At 71.4% G+C, this 24,856-nt stretch carries 19 protein-coding genes and 1 riboswitch; of the genes, 12 read left to right on the top strand and 7 right to left on the bottom strand.

What is annotated here, in order from left to right:
• Positions 1-290 precede the first annotated feature (290 nt).
• Positions 291-1,592 (top strand): ABC transporter ATP-binding protein, encoded by a 1,302-nt coding sequence (locus tag ACWEN6_RS28470; protein WP_452574436.1) that lies wholly within the window; start codon positions 291-293, stop codon positions 1,590-1,592.
• Between the two features lie 20 nt (positions 1,593-1,612).
• On the opposite strand, the gene ACWEN6_RS28465 is transcribed toward ACWEN6_RS28470, so the two are convergent.
• Positions 1,613-2,224 carry an amino acid-binding protein gene (locus tag ACWEN6_RS28465; RefSeq protein WP_452574434.1) on the bottom strand — a complete coding sequence of 204 codons (612 nt, stop codon included), beginning with the start codon at positions 2,222-2,224 and terminating at the stop codon, positions 1,613-1,615.
• Between the two features lie 157 nt (positions 2,225-2,381).
• Entirely contained in the window at positions 2,382-3,692 is a 1,311-nt protein-coding gene (locus ACWEN6_RS28460) for a hypothetical protein (RefSeq protein WP_452574432.1), read from the bottom strand.
• Between the two features lie 274 nt (positions 3,693-3,966).
• Here ACWEN6_RS28460 and ACWEN6_RS28455 point away from each other — a divergent pair, with 274 nt between their 5' ends.
• From ACWEN6_RS28455 to ACWEN6_RS28440, 4 genes are all read left to right on the top strand, one after another.
• Positions 3,967-5,322, top strand: a complete 1,356-nt coding sequence (locus ACWEN6_RS28455; protein WP_452574430.1) for a sensor histidine kinase — start codon at positions 3,967-3,969, stop codon at positions 5,320-5,322.
• Between the two features lie 286 nt (positions 5,323-5,608).
• On the top strand, positions 5,609-7,669 hold the full coding sequence (locus ACWEN6_RS28450) for an N-acetylneuraminate synthase family protein (RefSeq protein WP_452574428.1): 2,061 nt from the start codon (positions 5,609-5,611) through the stop codon (positions 7,667-7,669).
• Positions 7,670-7,757: 88 nt separating this feature from the next.
• On the top strand, positions 7,758-8,720 hold the full coding sequence (locus tag ACWEN6_RS28445; protein WP_452574426.1) for a glycosyltransferase family 2 protein: 963 nt from the start codon (positions 7,758-7,760) through the stop codon (positions 8,718-8,720).
• Entirely contained in the window at positions 8,717-9,994 is a 1,278-nt protein-coding gene (locus ACWEN6_RS28440; RefSeq protein ID WP_452574424.1) for a polysialyltransferase family glycosyltransferase, read from the top strand. The genes ACWEN6_RS28445 and ACWEN6_RS28440 overlap by 4 nt, the downstream gene beginning before the upstream one ends.
• Here the strand turns inward: ACWEN6_RS28440 and ACWEN6_RS28435 are convergent.
• From ACWEN6_RS28435 to ACWEN6_RS28425, 3 genes are all read right to left on the bottom strand, one after another.
• A complete protein-coding gene (locus tag ACWEN6_RS28435) occupies positions 9,991-11,076 on the bottom strand; it encodes an endo-1,4-beta-xylanase (RefSeq protein WP_452574422.1) in 1,086 nt (361 codons plus the stop codon). The genes ACWEN6_RS28440 and ACWEN6_RS28435 overlap by 4 nt on opposite strands.
• 168 nt (positions 11,077-11,244) lie before the next feature.
• Positions 11,245-12,438: a DUF6716 putative glycosyltransferase gene (locus tag ACWEN6_RS28430; RefSeq protein WP_452574420.1), complete on the bottom strand. Its 1,194-nt coding sequence runs from the start codon at positions 12,436-12,438 to the stop codon at positions 11,245-11,247.
• Between the two features lie 14 nt (positions 12,439-12,452).
• Positions 12,453-13,439 (bottom strand): hypothetical protein, encoded by a 987-nt coding sequence (locus ACWEN6_RS28425; RefSeq protein ID WP_452574418.1) that lies wholly within the window; start codon positions 13,437-13,439, stop codon positions 12,453-12,455.
• A gap of 504 nt (positions 13,440-13,943) precedes the next feature.
• Positions 13,944-14,093: riboswitch (cyclic di-AMP (ydaO/yuaA leader) on the top strand.
• Positions 14,094-14,105: 12 nt separating this feature from the next.
• Here ACWEN6_RS28425 and ACWEN6_RS28420 point away from each other — a divergent pair.
• From ACWEN6_RS28420 to ACWEN6_RS28390, 7 genes are all read left to right on the top strand, one after another.
• On the top strand, positions 14,106-14,813 hold the full coding sequence (locus tag ACWEN6_RS28420) for a CHAP domain-containing protein (RefSeq protein ID WP_452574514.1): 708 nt from the start codon (positions 14,106-14,108) through the stop codon (positions 14,811-14,813).
• A gap of 564 nt (positions 14,814-15,377) precedes the next feature.
• Positions 15,378-16,679 (top strand): ABC transporter substrate-binding protein, encoded by a 1,302-nt coding sequence (locus tag ACWEN6_RS28415; protein ID WP_354836143.1) that lies wholly within the window; start codon positions 15,378-15,380, stop codon positions 16,677-16,679.
• Positions 16,680-16,926: 247 nt separating this feature from the next.
• Positions 16,927-17,907, top strand: a complete 981-nt coding sequence (locus tag ACWEN6_RS28410; protein ID WP_354836145.1) for a carbohydrate ABC transporter permease — start codon at positions 16,927-16,929, stop codon at positions 17,905-17,907.
• Complete coding sequence (locus tag ACWEN6_RS28405; RefSeq protein ID WP_380826662.1) at positions 17,904-18,788, top strand: carbohydrate ABC transporter permease; 885 nt, start codon at positions 17,904-17,906, stop codon at positions 18,786-18,788. The genes ACWEN6_RS28410 and ACWEN6_RS28405 overlap by 4 nt, the downstream gene beginning before the upstream one ends.
• Positions 18,785-20,218: a GH1 family beta-glucosidase gene (locus ACWEN6_RS28400; RefSeq protein WP_354836147.1), complete on the top strand. Its 1,434-nt coding sequence runs from the start codon at positions 18,785-18,787 to the stop codon at positions 20,216-20,218. The genes ACWEN6_RS28405 and ACWEN6_RS28400 overlap by 4 nt, the downstream gene beginning before the upstream one ends.
• 30 nt (positions 20,219-20,248) lie before the next feature.
• Positions 20,249-21,268: a LacI family DNA-binding transcriptional regulator gene (locus ACWEN6_RS28395; RefSeq protein ID WP_452574416.1), complete on the top strand. Its 1,020-nt coding sequence runs from the start codon at positions 20,249-20,251 to the stop codon at positions 21,266-21,268.
• An 81-nt stretch (positions 21,269-21,349) separates the two neighbouring features.
• Positions 21,350-22,669 (top strand): GH1 family beta-glucosidase, encoded by a 1,320-nt coding sequence (locus ACWEN6_RS28390; protein ID WP_452574414.1) that lies wholly within the window; start codon positions 21,350-21,352, stop codon positions 22,667-22,669.
• 39 nt (positions 22,670-22,708) lie between these two features.
• Here the strand turns inward: ACWEN6_RS28390 and ACWEN6_RS28385 are convergent, their stop codons facing one another.
• Positions 22,709-23,536 carry an SDR family oxidoreductase gene (locus ACWEN6_RS28385; RefSeq protein WP_452574412.1) on the bottom strand — a complete coding sequence of 276 codons (828 nt, stop codon included), beginning with the start codon at positions 23,534-23,536 and terminating at the stop codon, positions 22,709-22,711.
• Entirely contained in the window at positions 23,533-24,768 is a 1,236-nt protein-coding gene (locus ACWEN6_RS28380; RefSeq protein ID WP_452574410.1) for an acyl-CoA dehydrogenase family protein, read from the bottom strand. The genes ACWEN6_RS28385 and ACWEN6_RS28380 overlap by 4 nt, the downstream gene beginning before the upstream one ends.
• Positions 24,769-24,856 lie beyond the last annotated feature (88 nt).

Genomic DNA, 24,856 nt, shown 5'->3' with positions numbered 1-24,856 from the left:
GGAAAGTTGCTGCAAATTGTGACACGTCCGTCATTGCATCGGCATTACCAGAGAACGGGCGGACGAGTAACACGCGTCGCCAGCGGCCGAAGGAGGCCTCACGGACGCCTTTCCCAGCGGGTGTTTGCACACGTCCTGACGTCGGCCGCGAGGCAACGGTCAAGTAACCAGCGCATGAGCGATTTATTACGACACGTATGGACACGGCGGCCCAGGACGCGATGTACTACCTCATCAATCACAATGACGGCTGGGATCCGGGTTCTGATGCCCGGGAGGAACGAGTGACGATGAGTACCGTCGTTCTCGACAGCGTGACGAAGGTGTACCCGGGGGGGCATCTCGCGGTCGATCGCATGAGCCTGCGCGCGGAAGAGGGCGAGTTGCTCGTCCTGCTCGGGCCGTCCGGATGCGGGAAGTCCACGCTGTTGCGCATGATCGCCGGGCTGGAGGAGATCACCGCCGGCGATCTCTATCTCGACGGGAAGCACGCCAACGACCTCGCCCCGCGCGACCGCGATGTGGCGATGGTCTTCCAGAACGGCGCTCTGTACCCTCACCGCACCGTCCGGGGCAACATCTCCTTCCCCCTGGAGATCGCCAAGGCCGATCCGAACATGGTCAGGGAGCGGGTGATCGAGCTCTCCCGCGCCCTGCACATCGACGAGACGCTGGACCGCCGGCCTGGAACGCTCTCCGGCGGGCAGCGCCAGCGGGTGGCGATGGGCAGGGCCATCGTCCGGCAGCCCTCGCTGTTCCTGATGGACGAGCCGCTGTCCAACCTCGACGCCGGGATGCGCACCGAACTGCGCATGGAGATCTCCTCGCTGGTGCGGGCGCTCGGCGTCACGACGATCTACGTCACGCACGACCAGGTCGAGGCGCTCACGCTGGCCGACCGCATCGCCATCATGAACCGCGGCGTCCTGCAGGACGTGGGCACCCCCGGGCAGATCTACAACGACCCCGCCACCGCCTTCGTGGCGGCCTTTCTCAGCTCACAGCAGCTGAACCTGCTGTCGGCGACGGTGCGGACCCCGCAGAACCAGTACATCTCGCTCGACTTCGGCCTGCACAACATCACGATGCCGTGGACCGACCCCCGCGCGTACGCCGTCTCCCAGCACACCGGCAGCCAGATCATCGTGGGCATCCGGCCGGACGGGCTCACGCCGATCCCCGAGGGCGCCGACGGGCCGCACTTCACCGGCAGGGTGCGGGCGCTGGAGTACCACGGCCACGAGTGGCTGGCCTACCTGGAGGTGGGCATCCCGGCCGTGGCCGCGCCCGAGCCCCGCCCCGCGATGGTCAACGGCCACGCCAACGGCAACGGCAACGGGCACGCGGCGCACGGCCCGGGCCGGGTGCGCACGATGATGCGGCGCTTCATCTCGGGCGGCGAGGGGCCCCCGCACGCCGAGGAGAACACGCCCACGCCGGGCAGCGGCCACCACCGCCGCGCCGACATCATCGTCCGCCTCGGCGCCCGCCCGGTGTGGCGCGCGGGGGAGATCGGCCGCGTCGCGGTCGACCTCAGCAGGCTGATGCTGTTCACGGTGCAGGGCAACCGCATCGACCCGCCCCGCCGGTAGGAGCCCCCGCCCCGCGCGCCTCAGGCGAGCGTGCGGGGCTCCGCCGCGCCGGCGAGCAGGGCGATGATCTCGACCACTCTGACCACCTTGTCCAGCTCGACCTGGTGGAAGGCCGGCCCTTCGGAACGTGCCACGACCAGGTGCAGGCCCGCCGCCTTGACCGGGAGGCTGAGCAGGTGCAGCGGCCCCTCGCTGAACGCCGTCGGCCGCAGCGGCGTCAGGTCGGGCATCTCCTCCACGCCCGGAGCCTGCCAGCTGCCGTGCACGACGGTGCCGGTGTCGGAGTCGACCGCGACGGCCCACTCGGCGCTGACCAGGTCGGGCACCGCGTCGACGAGCGTGACGAAAGCCCGCTCGGCGTCGGTGACGACGTGTCCGAGCAGGTCGTAGTCGGGGCTCGCGCCGGGCACCTCCCTGGTCGGCCACACGCCCTCGATGCGCACCCCCGGCACGACGGACAGGCGGTCGCGCAGCTCGTCGGCGGCGAATCCGCCCGGCCAGGACAGGGTGAAGTCGTCGACCGCACGGCCCGCCTCGCGCTCCAGAACCGTGACCTGCAGGATGTCCGCGCCGAGCACTCCAAACGCCCGGGCGACCTGTCCGAGGACCCCCGGGCGGTCAGGGAGCGACACCCGAACTCTCAGCACCTTCACCACCACCTCTCATGTCCAGCCGGGCCACGCATGCGTGCCGACCTCCTGTTTTGTTTCATCCGCGGCCCCTCGCCACACAGGGTGTCGGATGTAGGTTTCACCGATGTTCCGGAGATATGTAGGAAATAAGTCCAATTCAGTATTGATAGGCGCCCGCGTCCGGGTTCTTCGATCGCCGGATCGTCCGTCCCGCCGCGTCGTGGGCCATGGAGGCCCCGCCGTACCAGGATGCCCCGAGCGGCACACCCTGCCCGATGGCGGGTGACCCTGGACGAAGCCGCAGGTCACGACGGCCGGCGAAGCGCGGGTCCGCGTGGATGGAGCGGTGGCCGGGCTTGAAGTCCTTGATCCTGCCGTCGTAGACCCCGCCGGCGTCGTCGATCCCCGAGGCGTCCTCGAACCCGACGAGACCCCCCACCTTGATCGCGTTGTTGCGCAACCTGAGGATCTTCTTGCCGCAGCCGTCGGCACAGGAGAAGCCGATGGTCCGGCGCGCGGGAAGGTACACCGAGTTGTTGACCGCGATTGTGCCCCTGACCGGGCCGACGATGTGCCCGGGCCCCCGGGTGATCAGGAACGACCCCCGGGGACGCGAGGAGGTCACCACGTTGTTGGCGAACAGGTTCCCGTCGGCGGTCGCGCCGGGCCGGTGGCCGAGCTCGGTGAAGGTCTCGTTGTCCCTGGCGACGTTGTGCGCCACCAGGTTGCGGTCGCCGTCGTACACCTCCACCGCCGCGCCGTCGGTCACGTAGTCCTGGCTCCTGGCGTAGCTGCCGGAGATGAGGTTGCCGATCACGCGGTTGTCGTCGCCGTTGAGCAGCACGCCGAACGCGCCCGAGTCGTTGTCGGGCTCGGCGTCGTCGACGCTCATCCGGTCGTTGCCCACCATCTGGCTGTTGCGCAGGACGTTGCGCCCGCCGCGCGCGGTCATCCACACCCCGGCGACGTTGCGGTCGGCGTACACGTCCCACAGGTCGTTGTGGCGGCCGTCCACGCGGAAGCCCGCCCATCCGCAGTCGCTCGCCCGCACCTCCGACACCCGCAGATAGGACCCGGCGACCACCACGCAGTCGTCATCACGCCCGCTGATCTTCGGCCGCCCGCCCTTGCCGTAGGCCCCGACGGTGATGGGACGCCGGGCGGTGCCGTCCGCCTCCAGCCTCAGCGTGCCCTTCCACCGGCCGCCCCGCCTCAGCAGCAGCGTGTCCCCCGGGCGCAGCCGGGCCTCCCCCGCCCGCTCCAGCGACCGCCAGGCCTTGCCCGGCGAGGTGCCCGGCGCGTCGTCGTCCCCCTCGCGGGAGTCCACGTAGAAGGCCCGGCCGGCGGCGGAGCGTTCCAGAGCCGCGCCGGCGCCGTCGATGCCGGACGCCGCCCGCGACGCGGCGGCGGCGGCGTTCGAGCGCTCCACGGGAAGCGAGGCGGCCGACGCCGGGGTGGCGAGCAGCACGGAGGTCAACGGTAAGGACAGACAGGCCCGCCAGGCTTTCGGCGCCATAACCCCACACTCGGTATTAAAAGGTTGCTGCCGCACACCGTAGCGGTCGGTGATCCCCAAGGGGAGACCCCAACCCTCCGGCGGCCGGATCGGTGATCCGGCACGCCGGACGCTAGGGTCCGGCGGCGTGGCGCCCCGGCCCGCGCCGGGGGAGTTTGCCATCCCTTGGCCACCTCTTTCCCGGCACGCGGATCTTGGCGGAGATCCGCGCGGATAGCCTTTGCCAATGCCCCTCCCACGGGCCGCCATCTGGCCACGATCGATCAGAGGGCGGGTCACCCTCCTCACGCTCGTCCTGGCCGCTCTGTTCCTGATCCCCCTCGGCGTCGCCGCCGACCTGGTCATCAGGGCCACGGTCGCCAACGCCATCTGGCACGACACCAGAGAGGCCGCCTCGCGGGTCGTGGTGGCCTACCGCGAGTCGTCCCTGCTCAACCCGATCGCGCCCGGCCCGGGCGACGTCGACCTCATCCAGGTGGTCGGGCCCGGGCGGCACATCCTGGCCTCGACCGCCCGCGGCCGGACCCTGCCGCCGCTCAGCGACGCGCGGCCGGTGGTCCCGCACGACCTGCTCGACTTCACGACCTGCCGGCCCCTGTCCGTCGGCTGCTTCCACGTGACCGCGACGCTCACCGGCGCCGGCCCCGGCGCGCCGGTGGTGTACGCGGCCGCGCCCACCCCGGCCGTGCTGTCCACCCGCATTCTCGACGTGGCCGTCGGCCTGCAGATCGCCGCCGTGGCCGGCCTGGTCGGCTGGATCGCCTACAAGACCGCCGACCGTGGCCTTGGCACCATCGACCACATCCAGGCCCAGCTCGCCCACATCACCGCGAGCGATCTGTCCCTGCGGGTGCGGGAGCCTCCCGGCGAGGACGAGATCTCCCATCTGGCCCGCACCGTCAACAGCACCCTGGCCCGGCTGGAGCACTCGGTGGAGCAGCAGCGCAGGTTCGCCGCGGACGCCTCGCACGAGCTGCGCACGCCCATCGCCGGGCTGCGCGCCCAGCTTGAGGAGTCACTGCTGCACCCCGAGGAGACCGACCTCGGCACGCTGGTGCGGGGGGCGCTGCGCGACACCGACCGGCTGGAGACGATCGTCACCGACCTGCTGTTCATGGCCAGGCTCGGCTCGGGCGGCCCGGCCGCGCAGGAGCCCGTCGACCTCGGCCAGCTCGCCACCGGCGAGATCGCCGCCCGGCCCGGCCGCGTGCCGGTCATCGCCGGCGTCGAGGAGCACGTCACCGTGATGGGCGTGCGCACGCACCTGTACCGGGTGATCGACAACCTGCTGGACAACGCCCAGCGGCACGCCGCCGACATGGTCAAGATCGAGGTGCACCGCGACCACGGGTCGGCCGTGCTCGCCGTCACCAACGACGGCGACCGCATCGCCGAGGAGGACCACGAGCGCGTCTTCCACCGCTTCGCCCGGCTGGACGCCGCCCGCAGCAGGAACAAGGGAGGCACCGGCCTCGGCCTGGCCATCGCCCGGGACGTCGCCATCGCCCACGGCGGAACGCTGCACGTCGAGAACGTCCCTGAGGGCACCCGCTTCGTGCTGCGGCTGCCGCTCGCCGAGTGAGCCCCTCGCCCGCCCGCTGAACCAGCCCCCGCTCCCTCGCCGGATGAGCCCGCCTCCGCTGACCCGCCCCTCGCCGGATGAGCCCGCCCCCGCCCGCCGTCCGGCCGGACGGAGCGCGGCGGCGGCGGCCCCGGCTTCCCGGCTCTCCCAAGTGTTAACAGGAGTGACGCTGGGCGTTCAGCTCGCAATCTCCTAACGGGATGGTGCCGGTGGTTAGCGTGCGTGACACCTCGCGAGCGTGGCCGAAGGACGGCCCGCTCGCACGCCGCATATCAGGGAGTCAACCTTGCGAGTCCTGGCCGTCGTCCCCGCCCGTGGAGGTTCTGCGGGCGTCCCGCTGAAGAACCTGGCCAAGGTGGGCGGCACGCCCCTGGTCGCCCGCGCGGTCGCCTCCTGCACGGAAGCCGAGCTCATCGACCGGGTGGTCGTCAGCACCGACCACGACGCCATCGCCGCCGCGGCCCGCGCGGCGGGCGCCGAGGTGGTCCAGCGCCCCGCCGAGCTGAGCGGCGCCACCGCCTCCAGCGAGTCGGCCCTGCTGCACGCCCTCGACCAGGTCGGCACCGACCCCGAGGTCGTCGTGCTCGTCCAGTGCACCAGCGCCTTCATCGACCCCGCCGACCTGGACGCCGCCGTGTCCAAGGTGCTCGACGGCGCCGCCGACGTGGTGTTCTCCGGGCTGCCCACCCACGAGTTCGTGTGGGCGCGCGGCGAGGACGGGGTGCGCGGGATCAACCACGACCCGGCCCACCGCCCGCGCCGCCAGGACCGCGAGCCGGAGTACCGCGAGACCGGCGCCTTCTACGCCATCCGCGCCGCCGGGCTGCGCGAGCACGGGCACCGCTTCTTCGGCACCGTCGCCGTCCAGCCGGTGCCGAGCCGCCACGCCGTCGAGGTGGACTCCCCCGAGGACCTGGAGATGGTGCGGGCGCTGGCCCCGTTCGTGGACCGTCCCGGCCCGCTCGACGTGGACGCGGTGGTCACCGACTTCGACGGCGTGCACACCGACGACCTGGTCTACGTCGACCAGGACGGCCGCGAGACCGTCGCGGTGAGCCGCTCCGACGGCCTCGGCATCGCCCTGCTCAAGCGGTCCGGCGTCAAGATCCTGGTGCTGTCCACCGAGCGGAACCCGGTCGTCACCGCCCGCGCCCGCAAGCTCGGCGTCCCGGTCCTGCAGGGCCTGGCCTCCAAGCAGACCGCCCTGCGCGACTGGCTCAGCATCGAGGGCCTGGACCCGGCGCGGGTCGCCTACGTCGGCAACGACCTCAACGACCTCGGCTGCATGGAGCTGGTCGGCTGGCCGGTGACCGTGCCCGACGCCCACCCCCGCGTGCGCGCCGCCGCCCGCATCGTGCTCGGTCACGGGGGCGGCGCCGGCGCCGTGCGCGAGCTGTGCGACCGCGTGCTCGCCGCCCGCCCGGTGGACGCCGAGCCGGCCGCCGCCGGCCCGCGCGCGACGCTGCGCGTCAAGGGCGCCCCGGTCCAGATCGGCGAGTCGCTGGTCGGCCCCGGGCAGCCGGTGTACGTCATCGGCGAGATCGGCATCAACCACAACGGTGACCTGGACATCGCCCGCCGCCTCATCGACGTGGCCGCCGACGCCGGCTGCCAGGCGGTGAAGTTCCAGAAGCGCACGCCGGAGATCGCCGTGCCGGCCCACCAGCGCGACCAGATGCGCCAGACGCCCTGGGGCGAGATGACCTACCTGGAGTACAAGTACCGGGTGGAGTTCGGCCAGGACGAGTACACCCAGATCGCCAAGTACTGCGCCGAGCGAGGCCTGGACTGGTTCGCCTCCCCGTGGGACGTGCCGTCGGTGGACTTCCTGGAGGAGATGAACGTCGTCACGCACAAGGTCGCCTCGGCCAGCGTGACCGACCACGAGCTGCTGCGCCGGCTCGCCGCCACCGGCAAGCCGATCATCCTGTCGACCGGCATGTCGACGCTTCCGGAGATCGACGCGGCCGTGGAGATCCTCGGCACGTCCAAGCTGGTGATCATGCACGCCACCTCCACCTACCCGCTGCCGCCTGAGGAGGCCAACCTCCGCACGATCATCACCCTGCAGGACCGGTACGGCGTCCCGGTCGGCTACTCCGGCCACGAGCGCGGCCTGCAGATCTCCCTGGCCGCGGTGACGCTGGGCGCGGTGACCGTGGAGCGCCACATCACCCTGGACCGCACGATGTGGGGCTCCGACCACGCGGCTTCGCTGGAGCCGAGCGGCCTGGAGCACCTGGTGCGCGACATCAGGATCATCGAGCAGGCCCTCGGCGACGGCGTCAAGCGCGTCTTCCCGGGCGAGGAGGCCCCCAAGTCCCGCCTGCGCCGCGTCACCGTCTGACCCACGAGATGATCATCGACATGGACGCGCGCCGCCCCGTGCGGCGCGCGGCAGGAGGCGGCGCGGCGACGCGCACCGGAGGACGCCGGTGATCACGCTGTCGGTCGTGGTGCCGGTGCGGGACGCGGCGCCGTTCATCGGCGACACGCTGGCCTCACTGCGGCGCAACGCGCGGCCCGACTTCGAGTTCATCGTCGTCGACGACGGCTCGGTGGACGCGACCCCGCAGGTCATCGACGACTTCCGCGACGACCTGCCGGGGTTGACCGTGCTGCGCAACAGCTCTCCTGTGGGGCTGGCCGACGCCCGCAACGCCGGCCTGTCCCTCGCCTCGGGCCGGTATCTCACCTTCCTGGACGGCGACGACTGGGTGGGCCGGGGGTACCTCTCCCTGCTCGTCGAGGCGATCGAGGGCCTGGGCTGCGACTTCGTCCGGGTGGACCACGTGCAGGTGGAGGGGCGCAAGCGCATCGTGCACCGCGCGCCGGAGGCCAGGCGGGGCGTGGTGCTCGACCCGCGCGACCGCATCCTGCCGGCCGGCGCGCGGACGATGGTGGACTACCCCTACGCGTGGGCGGGGGTGTACCGGCGCTCGCTGGGCGACCTGCTCGCCTTCCCGGGGCACCTGCACACCGCCGAGGACCGGCCGTGGATCTGGCGGCTGCACCGCGAGGCGCGGTCGTTCGCGGTGGCCTCCATCGCCGGGGTGTTCTACCGGCGGCTGGTGTCCACCTCCCTCACCCAGGTCGGCGACGAACGGCAGCTGCACTTCTTCGACGCCTTCGACCTGGTGTTCAAGCAGATCGAGGGCGAGCCGCACCTGCAGCCCAAGGCGGTGCGCACCTTCTGCGCGCTGCTGGCCCACCACCTGGAGCTCGGCGACCGGTTCTCCCCCGCGCTGCGTGCCCGCTTCGAGGACAGGGCGCGGGACGTCCTGGCCGGCCTCCCGGCGGACCTGATCGGGCAGACGGGGCTGGACGAGGAGCGGCAGGCCCTGCTCGGGCCGCTGCTCCCCCGACCTCTCAGACTGCCCGAGGAGCGTTCGCCATGACGCAGGTCTTCTACAGCTCCACCCTGTTCGGGACGATGACGCTGGCGGCGGCCATGGACGCGGGCAGGTTCGGCCCGCACGACGGCCGCCGGGTGCTGCTGGTGTCCAACAACGCCGCGATCCCCGAGGTGACCCCGTCCCTGGACGAGGCCCCGGGGTTCGCGGCGCTGCGGCCCCGGTTCGACGAGGTCTGGTCGTGGAACGACATCATCGCCCCGCTGCACCCCTCCGACTGGAAGGCGCGCGTCATCGAGGTGCCCATGCTGGAGCGCCTGGTGCGCGGCCACCTCTCACTGGGCGAGGGGGCCGCTGAGCTGGTGCTGGAGTCGGTGGCGGTGCCGCCGGCCAGGACGGTGGCGGCGCTGGTCCGCGACTGCCCGATCACGGTGTACTCCGACGGCCTGATGAGCTACGGGCCGACCCGCGACCCGCTGCCGCTGGAGATCTCCGGCCGGATCACCCGGCTGCTCCACCTGGACCTGGTGCCCGAGCTCACGCCGCTGCTGCTGCGCGAGGTCGGGGTCGCGCCCGAGCCGCTGCCGGACGCGGCGTTCCTGCGGGTGCTGGAGGAGATGCCCGCCGTCGAGGGGCTGTACGGCGAGGCGATCATCCTGGGCCAGTACCTGTCGGCGCTGGACATCGTCACCGCCGAGGAGGAGGCCGAGCTGCACGCGGGGATGCTGCGCGCCCTCGCCGCGCGCGGCCACCGCAGCGTGCTGTTCAAGCCGCACCCGGCGGCGGGCGGCCACCACGCCCGCCTGCTGCGCGCGGTCGCGCGGGAGCTCGGGGTCGACCTGTGCGTGGCCGGCGACACCGTGCCGGCCGAGGTGTGCTTCCTGGCGTTGCGCCCGCGACTGGTGGTCGGATGCTTCTCCACCGCTCTGATGACCGCGCGCCGGCTGTTCGGCCTGCCGATCGCGACCATGGGCTGCGAGCTGGTGCTGGAGCGGCTGGCGCCCTACGAGAACAGCAACCGAATCCCGGTGACGATCGTCGACGCCACCGTGCCGCGCCTGGCGCCGGACGGCTCGATCACCGAGCCGCCGACCGGCGATCGGAGCGACCTGCGCGCGCTGGTGGAGGCGGTGGGCTTCTGCATGCAGAGCGAGCACTACCCGGCGCTGCGCGAGGCCGCGGCCCGCTACATCGAGGCCAACGGCCCGCAGGCCCGCTACTTCAAGAACCGGCGGCTGGCCTCGGTCGGCCTGCTTCCCGCGCCCGAACCGGCCAAGTCCCGCCCCCTCGCGCGCCTGCGCCGCGCTCTGTCCCGCTAGCAGGCGGCGGCCCGCGCCGCCGCGCCCGCGCCGGCGGCCCGGCCCCCGCATATGGCGAACGCGGACAGCGCGGCGTAGTAGGCCTGCTTCTTGTTGTAGTCGCGGTCGAAGGGCAGGGGCGTGCCGCCACTGCGCCAGGAGTACCTGTCGGTCACGCCCCACACGGTGATGCCGGTGCAGCGCGGCACCGTCACGCAGGCGGTGACCGCCCTGCCGTAGGCCTGGGCCTGGGCGGCGCCCGAGCCCTCGATGTCCAGCTCGGTGATCTGGACCTCCACGCCGAGCGCGGCGAACTGGGCGATGGTCTGGGCGTACCCGGCCGGCACCGGCGTCGTCGCGGTGAAGTGCGACTCCAGCCCGACGCAGTCGATGGGCACGCCGCGCGCCTTGAAGTCCTTGACCAGGGCCAGCACGCCGCGGGTCTTGGCGGCCGCCGGATCCTCGATGCCGTAGTCGTTGAGGCACAATCGGGCGGCCGGGTCGGCGGCGCGGGCGGCCCGGAAGGCCGTCTCGATGTAGGAGTCGCCGAGGCGCCGCTGGAACAGGCCGGGGCGCACGCCGCCCGAGTCGGCGAACGCCTCGTTCACCACGTCCCAGCTGTGGATCTTCCCTCGGAAGTGGCCGGCCACCGCAGCGATGTGGGCGGTGAGCGCCTGGTAGGTGTCCTGGGCGGTCAGCAGGTTGCCCGTCCAGGCCGTGTGCGGGGAGTCGACCAGGCTGTGCCCGCGCACCCGCATGCCCTTGCTCTGGGCGTGGGCGACGATGGCGTCGGCCGGAGTGAAGTTGAACTGGCCGCGCACCGGTTCCACCGCGTCCCAGTGCATCTCGTTCTCGGGGGTCACGGAGGTGAACTCCCGGTCGAGCACGGCCGCGTAGGGCGCCTCGCCGAGATGGGAGGCGCCGACGGCGGCGCCGAAGTAGCGGCCGGTGGCCGCGGCCGCCCCTCCCAGCGTGGTGGCCGCGGCCCCTGCCGGGGCGGCCAGTGGCGGGGAGACCACCGCGCCGAGGACCGCGAAGGCGGCGAGTGCCGTGCGCGCGACGGTACGGCGCGCGGCGACCTCCGACCCGCGATTTCCCGCCATGACCGTCCTCCCGTCACCAGGGGCGTTGACGTCACCGATTGTGACCGGACGTCGGGAGTTGTCAACGTGGCGCGTCATGTTCCGCAGGGCTGACGGGGGCCGCAGCGCCCATGCCACCACTGATGCGGACGGGGCGGCGCGAAAGTTTCACGCCATCCCGCCCGGAGGTCAGCCCAGCGCCTTGAGGTAGCGGCGCACGCGGCGGCTCGCGCGGTAACCGGCGCGCAGCACGTTCGGCGGCACCTCCACCCGCAGGCGGGCCCGCCGCCGGGCGGCCGCGTGCTCGGGTCCGGTGAGCAGCGGCCGCACCGGGGCGAGCCGCCCCGCGCGCGCCTCGGCGATCAGGGCGCCGAGCCTGGCCACCCAGTCGCTGGTGGCCGGGTCGTGGAAGTAATTGGCGTCGCACCAGGCGGCCGTCGGGTGCCGCAGGTCGCCGCGCGCCAGGTCTTCCAGGGTGCCCAGGCACCCGCTGTCCTCGAACACCAGGTTGATCATCTCGGCGCTGACCCCGAAGTCCGAAAGGACCAGCAGCGGGACGCGGCCGGCGATCGCCTCCAGGGCCGCGGTGGAGCTGACCGTCACGAATCCCGCCGCGGCGGCCAGGTGCTCGTGCATGGCGCCGGCGGCGAAGCGCACCGAGCCGGGACGCACCGCGCCGGACTCGGCCAGCGACCGCCACAGGCGCTCGTAGTGGTGGCGCTCGTTGTGGGTCTGGCGTTCGTTCTCAAGGGCGCGCAGCTTGACCACGACGTCCAGGCCCGGACGCGCCTCGGCCAGCCGGGCGAGAGCCAGCAGGATGCTCTCGCGGTCCTCGCGCCGCTTGGGCACCTTGGCCTGGGTGGCGAACACCAGGCGGTCGCCCGTCCCGCCGCCGGCCGTCCGATGGTCCAGGTAGGGCAGGCGGGCCAGGGCCATCGACCCGGTGGCGCCCAGTTCCCTGCCAATGCGGCCGAACTCCTCCACCTCCCTGCCGCTGTGCACGACGAACAGGTCGCAGGCCCCGCGGTACAGCCAGGCCTTCTCGGTGGCGGGGATGGAGATCCCCGGCAGCCCCGACACCAGCACCGGCCGCGGCGAGAGCCCGCCGAGCACGTCGCCGGCCAGCACGTCCACCACCGGCCCTGTGCAGGCCAGCAGGATGGCGTCGGGCCGGTCGCGCTCGGCGATGCGGCGCAGCGCCCGCGCCGACACCACGGCGGGCGGCTCGGCCGCGCCGGAGCGGGTGCCGCTGACGGCGGCGGTGATCTGGGCCGGGGACGGCACGATCGGCGTGCGCACGACGGCCAGCGTCGATGTCCAACCGGCCGGTAGCTGGTCGAGAAGACCCGCCGCCCATTTCAGATACGAGTCCGAATCGGCCACAGCGAGAACCCGGCTCAAGGAGAAGCCCTTTCGTGCGCGAACATCTGGAGATGCGATCGGAGGGAGACCGACGCGGAGGGAGTCCACCAGTCGTCGGGCACCTCCACGGTCTGGACGGGCACCCCGCGGGCGGCGAGCAGCACGCGCAGCGAGGTGACGGCCGTGGACGGCAGGCTGAGAACGCGCTGGCCGGGGCGCAGGTCGCGCAGGGTCATCTCGACCGGCGCCCCGGCGTCGTACACGGTGACCCCGGGGTGGTCGCGGACCGCGGCCAGGTCGCCGGGGTCCTCCCTGCGGTGCGGGTAGTACGCCAGCGGCCCCTCGAGGGCGAACAGCCAGGACAGGTAGCGGTCGCGGTGGATCAGCCCGTTGCGCACCAGCGAGGTGCCGAGGACCACCGTGTTCTCGCGGGGCCGGGGGTGGGCGACCACCGGCTGGGAGCGCAGCCAGGCGAAGTCGTGGGTGACCAGCTCGGCCCCGAGCCCGCGCACGGCGTCGGCCAGGGCGACGGGGACGGGCAGGGCGGTGAAGACGGTGAGCCGTCCGGCCCTCGCCGCGGCGCGCAGGCGGATCCCCGCGGCGACGCCCAGGGCCAGGCGGGACGGCTTGGCCGCGGCGCGGGCGCGCAGCAGAGGGGTGGCCAGGCCCGCGGTCAGCAGCTCCAGCAGGCGGATGGTGGCCAGGCCGTCGTCGACGATGACCATGCGGGTGGGGAAGGCCGTGAGCGAGGTGAGCTGCATCCTGCCGGAGAAGGCGTCCCCGAGGACCCAGGCGTCGCGGCGGCCGGGACGGGGCATGCCCTGGTCGGCGGCCTGGATGCTCAGCCCGGCCGGCAGCTCCAGCGCGTCCAGCTCGGCGCGGGTGACGCGCAGGCCGGGCAGCCTGCCGCGGGTCACCACGCGGGTATCCGGCCCGATCACCCCCGCGTGCCGCGCCTCGACCGCGCACAGCAACTGGAGCGGAGACTCCACCCAGGCGACGGCCGACCCCTGCTCCCGCACGCGGCTTCGACCGTTCCTCTCCACGCCGGGCATTGACACGTTCACGACGCATGCAACCTAGCCCCGCGACCCTACGTAATAGGGAACAGACGATGAACGGCAGCCGACGGCGGCCCGGCCGTTGTCGGATGAAAGCGGCTCCCAAGCGTCACACGGGCATCGCCGGCCTCACTTGACTCAGAAGGCGTCGGAGGCTCCGAGTATCACTGGGCCCGGACGACCCCGGAGGCGTGTCCGCGCCCGCAGGGCCCGGATCGGCGGCGCCTTACCCGTGTCGCGGCAGGTCAACCGCGCCGACGCGCATTCTCGCCGGGCCGCGTGCCTGGCTTTGCCATGAGGAGGCCGGAGCAGACGAGAGCTTTGTCCCACTTGCATGCAGTTTGTCCGATGTATTACTCTCGGAGGAATCCCGGCACGGGAGGCCGCTTCTCTGGGCGATCCGCCTGTGCCGTCGATATCGCCCGGCGCGGCCGGTCCTCTGCGGAGAGATCCCTCTCCCGCCGTCACGCGCCTCCGTCGAGTCCGCGCCCACGCGGAGCCGGGGACCCACCTTCTTGGGGTGAATCAGGCGCGCCCGCCCACGGACGCGCCCGTAGGACGAACCTTCACGTCCGAACCCGTCAGCTAACCCGGTAGGCGGCAGGAAGAAGGAGTCTCAGCTTGTCCATGTTCGTCACGACCGTACATCGGCTTCTGGATGCCCCGAAGAACCAGTTGAAGGCCGTCGCGTTCGGCGGGCTCGTGCTCGCCCAGGTTGTCACCGGCACCGCCCTGGCGGCGAACGCCGACTCCTCTCCCCAGGCCGACGCCGCCTCTCCCAAGAGCGGCATCGTCGCCGTCGCGCGGCAGGAGGCGGCGAAGGCGGGGCTGCCGTCCCGGCAGGTCTCCGCCGAGCAGTTGCTGGCACTGGCCGAGAAGCAGGTCGGCATCAGCGAGAACGGCAGCGGCGGCGGCACCAAGTTCCACGCCTGGTACATGAGCTCCCCGCGCGCCAGGGAGACCGTGGCGCGCGACAGCGGCACGATCGCCGACTACGCCGACGCCGCCTGGTGCGACATGTTCGTCTCCTGGGTGGGCGCGCAGATGGGCCTGCAGGACACCGTCGGCGCCGACGCCTACACCGTCGCCCACGCCAAGTGGTTCGCCGCGCGGGACCGCTGGGGCACCACGCCCAAGCCCGGCGCGGTCGTGTTCTTCTCCTTCAACGGCGACAAGAGCATCGACGGCATCGAGCACGTCGGCTTCGTCATCAAGGACAACGGCGACGGCACCATCCGCACCGTCGAGGGCAACACCGACGGCGGCAAGGTCGAGATCCGCACCAGGCCGGCCTCCCAGATCGTCGGATACGGCTACCCCGGCTACGCCGCCTGACCTCGACGGCCCGCCGCCCTCGTTCCACGTTCCCGCGGCGTCCCGTCCGCCTCCCCGCGAAGGACGCCTCCCGGCGCCGCACGGCCGGCCCACTCCCCCGGCCGCGCGGCGCCAGCGTTCGTTCCCATCGCTCCGGCGAGCCGGCCGGAGCGCCGCGCAGCCCGCGCGCCGTGACCCAGGAGCCCGGCGAAGCCCGTGCGCCGTGGCGCATGGATGATTTGCGCCCGACTGTGCCGCAAGCGGTGGGAGCGCTCCCAATGCTGCGAAAGGGCTTTATGGGGGCTACTCTACGGTTTTCTCAGCGCTAACCGCCCCAGGAGTAACAGTTAGGTTTCGGCATATTGACGCCAGCATTGCCCGTCGGGGACCCTTCGTGGGAGCGCTCCCAAATATCGCTCGCAGGCTCACCCCCGCGAGATCACGACTGAGGGATCCAGCACATCGTGGGCCCGACTGTCGGGGCCGGCCCTCGATGCACCTCCCAAAGATCGGGCAACCACCTGAGAGGGGTCCGGAATGATGAACAATATGCGCCGCGGGAAAACACTCGCGGTCGCATCGGTGATGACGGTCGCACTCGGCATCACCGCCGCGTGCAGCTCCGGCGGGGACGGCGGGAACACCAGCACCGGTGGCTCGTCCTCGGCCGCGGCCGAGAAGATCACCCTTACGCTGCAGACCTTCGGCGGCGGGACCAACTTCGGCTACAAGGCCGCGGTCGCCAAGTGGAACAGCGATCACCCCAACGTTCAGGTGAAGTACAACAACCTCACCGACAGCTTTGAGAACGTCTACTGGCCGCAGATGCTGCAGTGGCTGCAGTCGGGCACCGGCGCCGGCGACGTGGTCGGCATCGACGAGGGCGGCATGGGTCTGGCCAAGGCCCGTCCCCAGTTCTTCACCGACCTCGGCCAGTACGGCCTGCAGAGCCGCCAGGCCGACTTCCCCGCCTGGAAGTGGGAGAACGGCATCAACACCGAGGGCAAGCTGTTCGCCCTCGGCACCGACGTCGGCGGCATGAGCATCTGCTACCGCTCCGACCTGTTCAAGCAGGCCGGGCTTCCCACCGACCGCGACGAGGTCGGCAAGCTGTGGAGCGGCGGCTGGGAGGACTTCATCAAGGCCGGCCAGCAGTTCCAGTCCAAGGTCAAGGACGCCAAGTTCGTCGACAGCATCAACACCATCTACAACGTGGTGCTGGCGCAGGAGGCCGCCAAGAACGGCAACGTCACCTACTTCGACAAGAACCAGCAGCTCATCGTGGACAAGAACCCGGCCGTCAAGTCCGCGTTCGACCTCGCCACGAAGATCAGCCAGGACGGCCTGACCGCCAAGCTGCAGAACTTCACCGACGGCTGGAACACCGGCTTCGTCAAGTCGCAGTTCGCGACCCTGGGCTGCCCCGGCTGGATGCTCGGCGTGGTCTCGGGCAACGCCGGTGACAAGTTCAAGGGCAAGTGGGACGTCGCGACCGTGCCCGGCGGCGGCGGCAACTGGGGCGGCTCCTGGCTCGCGGTGCCCAAGCAGTCCAAGCACCCGAAGGAGGCCGCCGAGCTGGCCAGCTACCTGACCAGCCCCGACGCCCAGCTCATGGCGTTCAAGGAGGGCGGCAACCTGCCCAGCACCATCCCGGCGCAGGACAACCCCGAGCTCCAGAGCGTGAACAACGAGTACTTCAACAACGCGCCCATCGGCAAGATCTTCGGGCCGTCCATCAAGTCGCTTCAGCCGATCTTCCTCGGTGAGAAGCACGCGCAGGTCAAGCGCGAGGTGGAGCAGGTCCTCAACGGCATGGAGCAGGGCTCGGTGCCCGTGGCCCAGGCCTGGCAGAAGTTCGTCGAGGCGGGCCAGAAGGCGGCGGGCTGATCCTCCCCCGTCCTCACCGGTTCGCCGGGGCTCACCGCCCCGGCGAACCGGTGACCTGCCGTAGTGAGCGGCGTGGCGGTGGTGGAACCCACCACCGCCCACGCCCCGCGAGGCCCTCGTCCAGTCGTACCGATGCCGAGCTTGGTTATCGCTTGGTAGCGGGCACACGATCGACCGTTACCGACGAGAAGAAGGAGAATGGGGCACCTCCCCGTGGCCGCCGGCCAGGGAACGCCCCGGAAATCCGATGAGCGTCAACCTCCACACGCAGCGGGCGGATCCGGCGCCTCCGCCGCCCCGGCCGGGACGCCACCAGGCGCGCTCCCGCCGCAGTATCTGGTCGCAGTTCGACATCAAGGCGACCCCGTACTTCCTGATCTCCCCGTACTTCCTGCTCTTCGCGATCTTCGGCCTGTTCCCTCTGGTGTTCACCCTGTGGGTGTCGCTCCAGGACTACGGACTGGCCGGCGGAGACGCCTCCTTCACCGGCCTGGCGAACTACACCAAGCTCCTGGCGGACGAGGACTTCTGGAACGCGGTGATCAACACCGTCGGCATCTTCGTCCTCGCCACGGTGCCGCAGCTCGTCCTCGCGCTCATGCTCGCCAACGCGCTCAACAAGCGCCTTCGCGGCCGGCTGTTCTTCCGGCTGGGCGTCCTGGTGCCGCTGGTGACCTCGGTCGTCGCCGTCGCCATCGTGTTCACCCAGCTCTACGGCCGCGACTTCGGCCTGTTCAACTGGCTGCTCGGCTTCGTGGGCGTCGACCAGCACATCGACTGGCAGAGCGCCAAGTGGTCGTCCTGGACCGCCATCGCCACCATGGTCGACTGGCGCTGGACCGGCTACAACGCGATCATCTACCTCGCGGGCATGCAGACCATCCCCCGCGACCTGTACGAGGCGGCGTCCATCGACGGGGCCTCCCCGCGCCGCCAGTTCTGGCAGATCACCCTGCCGATGATCCGCCCGACGATCATCTTCACCGTGTTCGTCTCGACGATCGGCGGGCTCACCCTGTTCGCCGAGCCGGTGATGTTCGCCAGCAACCGGATGGACGGCGGGGCCACCGGCCAGTTCCAGACGATCGCCATGTACATCGTCGAGCAGGGCTTCCGGAACTTCAACTACGGCTACGCCGCCGCGGCCGCCTGGCTGCTGTTCCTGCTGATCCTCCTCGGCGTCGGGATCAACTACACGTTCGTCCGCCGGATCGGAGGCAGCAAGTGACCGCGATCACGCAGGTCAGGCCGGCGCAGAGGGGCAAGGCGCGCAGCAAGCGGGACCCGTTCCGCGCCACCCCCCTGACGAAGATCGCCCTGGGCTTCACCGTCCTGCTGTCGATCTTCCCGATCTACTGGATGATCATCATCGCGTCGCGGACCAACTCCGACGCGGTGGAGGTGCCCCCGCCGCTGCTCCCTGGCGGCAACCTCGGCGCCAACATCCAGCGCGTGCTCGAGACCGAGGACGCGCACTTCATCACGGGTCTGGTGAACTCGCTGATCGTCACCTCGACGGTGACGCTCTCCGTCGTGCTCATCTCGACGTTCGCGGGGTTCGCCTTCGCCAGACTCCACTTCCGCGGCCGCAACCTGCTGCTCGGCTCCATCCTCATCACGATGATGGTGCCGCTCCAGCAGATGGGCATCGTCCCGCTCTACCAGCTCATGGTGACCCTCGGCTGGACGGGCACGCTCAAGGCCGTCATCCTGCCCTACCTGCTCAACGGCTTCGGCGTCTTCATGATGACGCAGTACACCGATCAGGCCGTGCCCGAGGAGCTGGTCGAGGCGGCGCGGGTGGACGGCGCGTCCACCATGCGCATCTGGTGGAACGTGATCCTGCCCGCCGTCCGGCCCGGCATGGCCGTGCTGGCGCTGCAGACCTTCATGCTCAACTGGAACGAGTTCATGTGGCCCTTGATCGTCCTGAGCCCGGAGAACCCCACGGTTCAGGTGTCGATCAGCTTCCTCACCGCGGCCCACAGCACGGACTACGTCCTGATCTTCACCGGAACGGCCCTTTCCGTACTACCGCTCATTGTCGTTTTCGTCGCGTTCGGCCGGCAGATCGTCGGCGGACTCATGGAAGGTGCGGTCAAAGCGTGACCACGCAGGAGACTCAACCCCAGACCGGCATCCCCGCCCTCGCGTTCCCCACCGGCTTCGTCTGGGGCGCCGCCACCTCGGCGTACCAGATCGAAGGGTCCACCGACGTGGACGGGCGCGGGACCTCCATCTGGGACACGTTCGTCCGGCAGCCGGGCCGCATCCTCAACGGCGAGAACGCCGATGTGGCCATCGACCACTACCGCCGCTACCGGGACGACGTGGCCGTCATGGCCGAGCTCGGGCTGACCGCCTACCGCTTCTCGGTGTCCTGGCCGCGGATCATGCCGGACGGCGCCGGCACGGTGAACCAGGCCGGCCTGGACTTCTACCGGCGGCTGGTGGACGAGCTGCTGGCCAACGGCATCGAGCCCTGGCTGACCCTGTACCACTGGGACCTTCCCCAGGCACTGGAAGACCTCGGCGGCTGGCCCGCACGCGACACGTCGAAGCGCTTCGCCGACTTCGCCGCCTGCGTCCACCAGGCGCTCGGCGACCGCGTCAAGCAGTGGAGCACCGTCAACGAGCCCTGGTGCGCCGCCTTCCTCGGCTACTCCTCCGGCGAGCACGCGCCGGGACGCCGTGAGCCGGCCGCCTCGATCAGGGCCGCTCACCACCTCAACCTCGCCCACGGCCTGGCCGTCCAGGCGCTGCGCGCCCAGGGCGCCGACGCGCGCATCGGCGGCTCGGTGAACCTGTACGCGATCAGCCCGGCGACCGACGACGCCGCCGACCTGGACGCCGCGCGGCGCATCGACGGCCTGCAGAACCGCTTCTTCCTGGACGCGCTGCTGAAGGGCTCCTACCCCGAGGACGTCCTCGCGGACCTGAGCGCGGTCACCGACATCGACTTCATCCAGGACGGCGACATGGAGACCATCTCCACGCCGTTCGACACCCTGATGGTGAACTACTACAGCCGGTTCACCGTGTCGGGCAAGCCCGGAGGCGCCGCCTCGGCCGCCGCCGCCCCGACCGGCGCCGGCTCGCCGTGGCCCGGCAACGAGCACGTGTCGTTCGTCAACGGCGGCCGGCCGGTCACCTCGATGGGCTGGGAGATCGACGACCTCGGCCTGTACGAGGTGCTCCAGCGGGTCGCCACCGAGTACCCGAGCATCCCCCTTGTCATCTCCGAGAACGGCGCCGCGTTCGACGACGTCGTGGCCGACGGGTCGGTCGACGACCAGGAGCGCCTGGCCTACATCGAGGCGCACCTGCGCACCTGCCACGCCGCCATCGAGGCGGGCATCCCGCTCAAGGGGTACTTCGCCTGGTCCCTGATGGACAATTTCGAGTGGGCCTGGGGCTACGGCAAGCGGTTCGGACTGGTGTACGTCGACTACGAGAGCCAGCGCAGGACCCCCAAGGCAAGCGCCTTCTGGTATGCCGACACGATCCGCAGAGGCGGGTTGCTGGGTCCGGCAGAATAAGGCGTTAACTGTCAGGAGGGGGCTACTTTGATGAACGGGGACCGCCGCTCGGGAGCGCGACCGACCCTCGAGGCCGTCGCCGCTCGCGCGGGCGTCGGCCGCGGCACCGTGTCTCGCGTCATCAACGGCTCGCCGAAGGTGAGCGACAAGGCGCGCGAAGCGGTGCAGCAGGCGATCGACGAACTCGGCTATGTGCCGAACCGGGCGGCGCGCACCCTGGTCACCAGGCGCACGGACACGATCGCGCTGGTGGTGTCGGAGTCCGAGCAGCGCATCTTCGACGAGCCGTTCTTCGCGGGCATCATCCGCGGCATCGGCTCGTCGCTGTCGGAGACCGGCCTGCAGCTCATCTTGACGATGGCGCAGTCGCGCGACGAGCACGAGCGCCTGGAGCTCTACCTGACCGGGCAGCACGTGGACGGCGTGCTGCTGATCTCCCTGCACGGCGCCGACCCGCTGCCCGGCCGGCTGGAGGAGATGGGCGTGCCGACCGTCCTCGGCGGCCGCCCGGTGGGCTTCACCCCGTTCAGCTACGTCGACATGGACAACAGGGCCGGCGCCCGGCAGGCGGTCAAGTACCTGCTCGGCCGGGGCAGGCGGCGCATCGCGACCATCGCCGGCTCCCAGGACATGGGCGTGGGCGTCGACCGTCTGGCCGGCTACCGCGACGCGCTGCTGGCCACCGGCATGCAGGAGATCGTCGCCTACGGAGACTTCAGCGAGGCCAGCGGCGTGGCGGCGATGGAGCGCCTGCTCCAGCAGCACCCGACGCTGGACGCGGTGTTCACCGCCTCCGACCCGATGGCCTTCGGCGCGATGAGGGTGCTCAAGGACCACGGCAAGATCATCCCGGACGATGTCGCGGTGATCGGCTTCGACGACTCGGCGGTGGCCGCGCACACCGTGCCGCCGCTCACCAGCGTCCACCAGCCGACCGAGGACATGGGCCGCCAGATGGCGCAGCTGCTCGTCTGCCGCATCAACGGCGAGCGGCTGGAGCAGCCCGTCGTGATATTGGACACCCACCTGGTCGAGCGCGGCTCGGCCTGACCCCCAAAGGCGCGGCCCGGGCAGCCCGTGCGGCCGGGAGCCCGGGCCGTCGCGCGCCCCCACCCCCCGAAGGAGAACCCCGTGCCTGAGCAGCGTTTCCCCGACGAGTTCGTCTGGGGTGCGGCTACCTCCGCCTACCAGATCGAGGGCGCCACGGAGGAGGACGGGCGCGGGAGGTCGATCTGGGACACCTTCGCGGCGGTCCCCGGCAACGTCAAGAACGGCGACACCGGCGCCGTGGCCGCCGACCACTACCACCGTCTGGGCGAGGACCTCGACCTGATGGCCTCGCTGGGCCTGCGCGGCTACCGCTTCTCCATCGCCTGGCCGCGCGTCCAGCCGGACGGCGCGGGCGCGGTGAACCAGGCCGGCCTGGACTTCTACCGCCGCCTGGTCGACGGGCTGCGCGAGCGCGGCGTCCATCCCATGGCCACTCTGTTCCACTGGGACCTGCCCCAGGCGCTGCAGGAGGCCGGCGGCTGGGAGAACAGGGACACCGCCGAGCGGTTCGCCGACTACGCCGCGATCATGTTCGACGCGCTGGAGGTCCGCGACTGGCTGACCATCAACGAGCCCAAGACCGTCGTCGACTGCGGCTACCGCTGGGGCATCCACGCGCCGGGGGTCCAAGACGAGGGGCGGGCGTTCGTGGCCCTGCACCATCTGCTGCTCGCCCACGGACGCGCCTCGCGCGTGCTGCACGAGGCCCACCCCGGCCGCCGCATCGGCCCGGCGCTCAACCTGCACCCGACCTACGCCGCCGAGCCCTTCACCGGCGCCGACGCGGCGGTCTGGCACCAGGACGGGCTGGAGAACCGGCTCTACCTCGACCCGATCTTCACCGGCGCCTACCCCGAGGACACGCTGGCGTGGATCTCCGAGCGCAGCCCGATGCCCGACCGCATCCTCGACGGCGACCTCGCGGTGATCAGCGAGCCCATCGACGTGCTCGGCGTGCAGTACTACACCCCGCACTTCCTGGACGCCGAGGGCAACCGCGTGCACAAGCACCCGACGGCGCAGCTCGACTGGCTGGAGATCTACCCGCGCGGCCTGTACGACACCCTGACCCGGCTGAAGTACGACTACCCCGCGGTGCCGATCGTGATCACCGAGAACGGGGTGCCCGCGCCCGACGAGGTCGGCCCGGACGGCGGGGTCGCCGACGGCGAGCGCGTCTCCTTCCTGCGCGACCACCTCGCGGCCGTGCACGACGCGCTGGCCGAGGGCGTGCCGGTGGAGGGGTACTACGTCTGGTCGCTGCTGGACAACTTCGAGTGGGCCGAGGGCTATGACGCCCGCTTCGGCATCGTGCACGTCGACTACGCCACCCAGCGCAGGACGCCGAAGAGCAGCGCCCTGTGGTACCGCGACCTCATCTCCTCCGGCCGCCTGGCCTGAATCTCCTCCGGCCGCCTCGCCTGACCGGCGCGGGAAAGGTCAGGCGCGCGGGCCGGGGGCGCGGCGGAACTCGAACGGGGCGCTCTCGCGGCCGGGCACCACGAACCAGCACTCGCCCGTGCCGTCGCTGTCGAGCAGCCGCATGAACGCCTCGGTCACCGCGGAGACCGGGAGGATGGGAAAACCCATCTCCTCGAGCACGGCCTTGCCACCGCCGAGGATCGGGGTGTCGGCGAAGGACGGGCACAGCGCCTGCACCTTGATGCCTGCGGGGGTGAGGGCGGGGCCGAGCGAGCGGACCAGCCCGACGACGGCGTGCTTGCCGGCGGCGTAGATGGGGTCGGCGGGGATGCCCACGATGCCGGCCATGCTGGAGGTCGCCACGATGGTGCCGCCGCCGGCCGCCCGCAGCGCGGGCGTCGCGGCCCGCACGCCGAACACGACCCCGTCGAGGTTGACGCTCATCGCCAGGCGGTAACGCTCGAGGTCGAAGTCGTCGCCGAGGCCGCAGCCGGTGGTCACGCCGGCGTTGAGGAAGGCCAGGTCGAGCCGCCCGTACCGCTCGACCGCCAGGGCCACGGCCTTCTCGCTGTCGGCCGGCCGCCGCACGTCGCAGCGCGCGGCCGTCCCGCCGATCTCGCGGGCGACCTCCGCGGCGCCCGCGTCGTCGATGTCGGCGACGACGACGCGCGCGCCGCCCTCGGCCAGCCGGCGGGCGACCGCGGCGCCGATGCCGCCGGCGCCCCCGGTGACGAGGGCGACCTTGCCGTCGAGCCGGTCGGAGCGCACCACGTTGGACGGCGCGGGCGCCGGCCGCTCCTCCCCCGTCGCGGGGACGAGCCCGCTGATCAGGTTGATCTCGTTCACAGTGGCAACCCTCCGGTGGCGGCGCTGGTGGAACCGGTGGCCCGGTACGCGGCGATCGTACGCTCGGCGATGCGCATCTGGTGGATCTCGTCCGCGCCGTCGGCGAAGCGCGCCCACCGGGCGTGCTGGAACATCTTGGCCAGCGGGGTGTCGGTGGAGTAGCCGAGCGCTCCGTGCACCTGGATGGCCCGGTCGATGATCCGGTTGAGGCTGCCGGCGACGAAGTGCTTGGCCATCGAGACCTCGGTGCGGAAGTCCTCCCCCTTGTCGATCCTGGAGGCGGCGTGCAGCACCATGAGCTTGCACTGGTACAGCTCCATGGCCGAGTCGGCGATGAGCCACTGGACGCCCTGCTTGTCGGCCAGCAGCGAGCCGTGGCTGTAGCGGTTGAGCGCCCGGTCGACCATCATGTCGAGCGCGGTCTCCGCCTGGGAGATCCAGCGCATGCAGTGCGCGAGCCGCGCGGGGCCGAGACGGTACTGGCCCAGGCGGTGGCCGTTGCCCCGGCCGCCCAATATCGCGCCGTCGGGCACCCGCAGATCGGTGATGACGATCTCGCTGTGCCCGGTGGAGCCGTGCATCGTCTCGACCTCGCGGACGTCGTTCCAGCCCTCCTGGGGCAGGTCGACCAGGAAGGCGGTGTTGGCGCCGCGGGAGCCCTCGGGGACGTCGGTCTCGGTCCGGGCGATGAGGATGGCGAAGCTCGCGCGGCGGGCGTTGGAGATGAACCACTTGTGGCCGTTGATCACCCACTCGTCACCGTCCCTGACGGCGCGCGTGCGGATGAGCGTGGGGTCGGAGCCCGCCACCTCGGGCTCGGTCATGGCGAAGCACGACATCGTGGCGCCCTCGAGCAGCGGCCGCAGGTAGCGTTCCTTCTGCTCGTCGTCGCCCCAGTGCAGCAGCGTGTGCATGTTGCCCTCGTCGGGGGCCGCGCAGTTGAGGATCCAGGGGCCGAGGCGGGTCTTGGCGGCCTCCGACTGGACCATGGCCAGCTCGACGTGGCCGAGACCCATGCCGCCCCACTCCTTGGGCATATGGGGCAGCCACAGCCCCTCTTCACGCGCCCGGGCACGCAGGCCGAAGATCACCCGCAGGTACTCCTCGCGCGTGGTGGCGGCCGTCTCGTCGTCCAAGCCCTCGACGGCGGGCACGACGGTGCCCCGGATGAAGTCCCGCACGCGCCGGCGGATCTCCTCGTGCTCGGGGGCGAGCGTGAAGTCGATGGCCATCGGACCCTCCTCGTCGGCAGGCGTCGCCCGCCCTCGGCGCGCCCGCGGTGGCACGTCCCAATACGCTCGCCCGAGGATCTCAGCCATC

Source organism: Sphaerisporangium sp. NPDC004334 (assembly GCF_053602655.1).
Note: the sequence above shows the minus strand (reverse complement) of the source record. Positions and strands in the feature narration are given on the sequence as shown.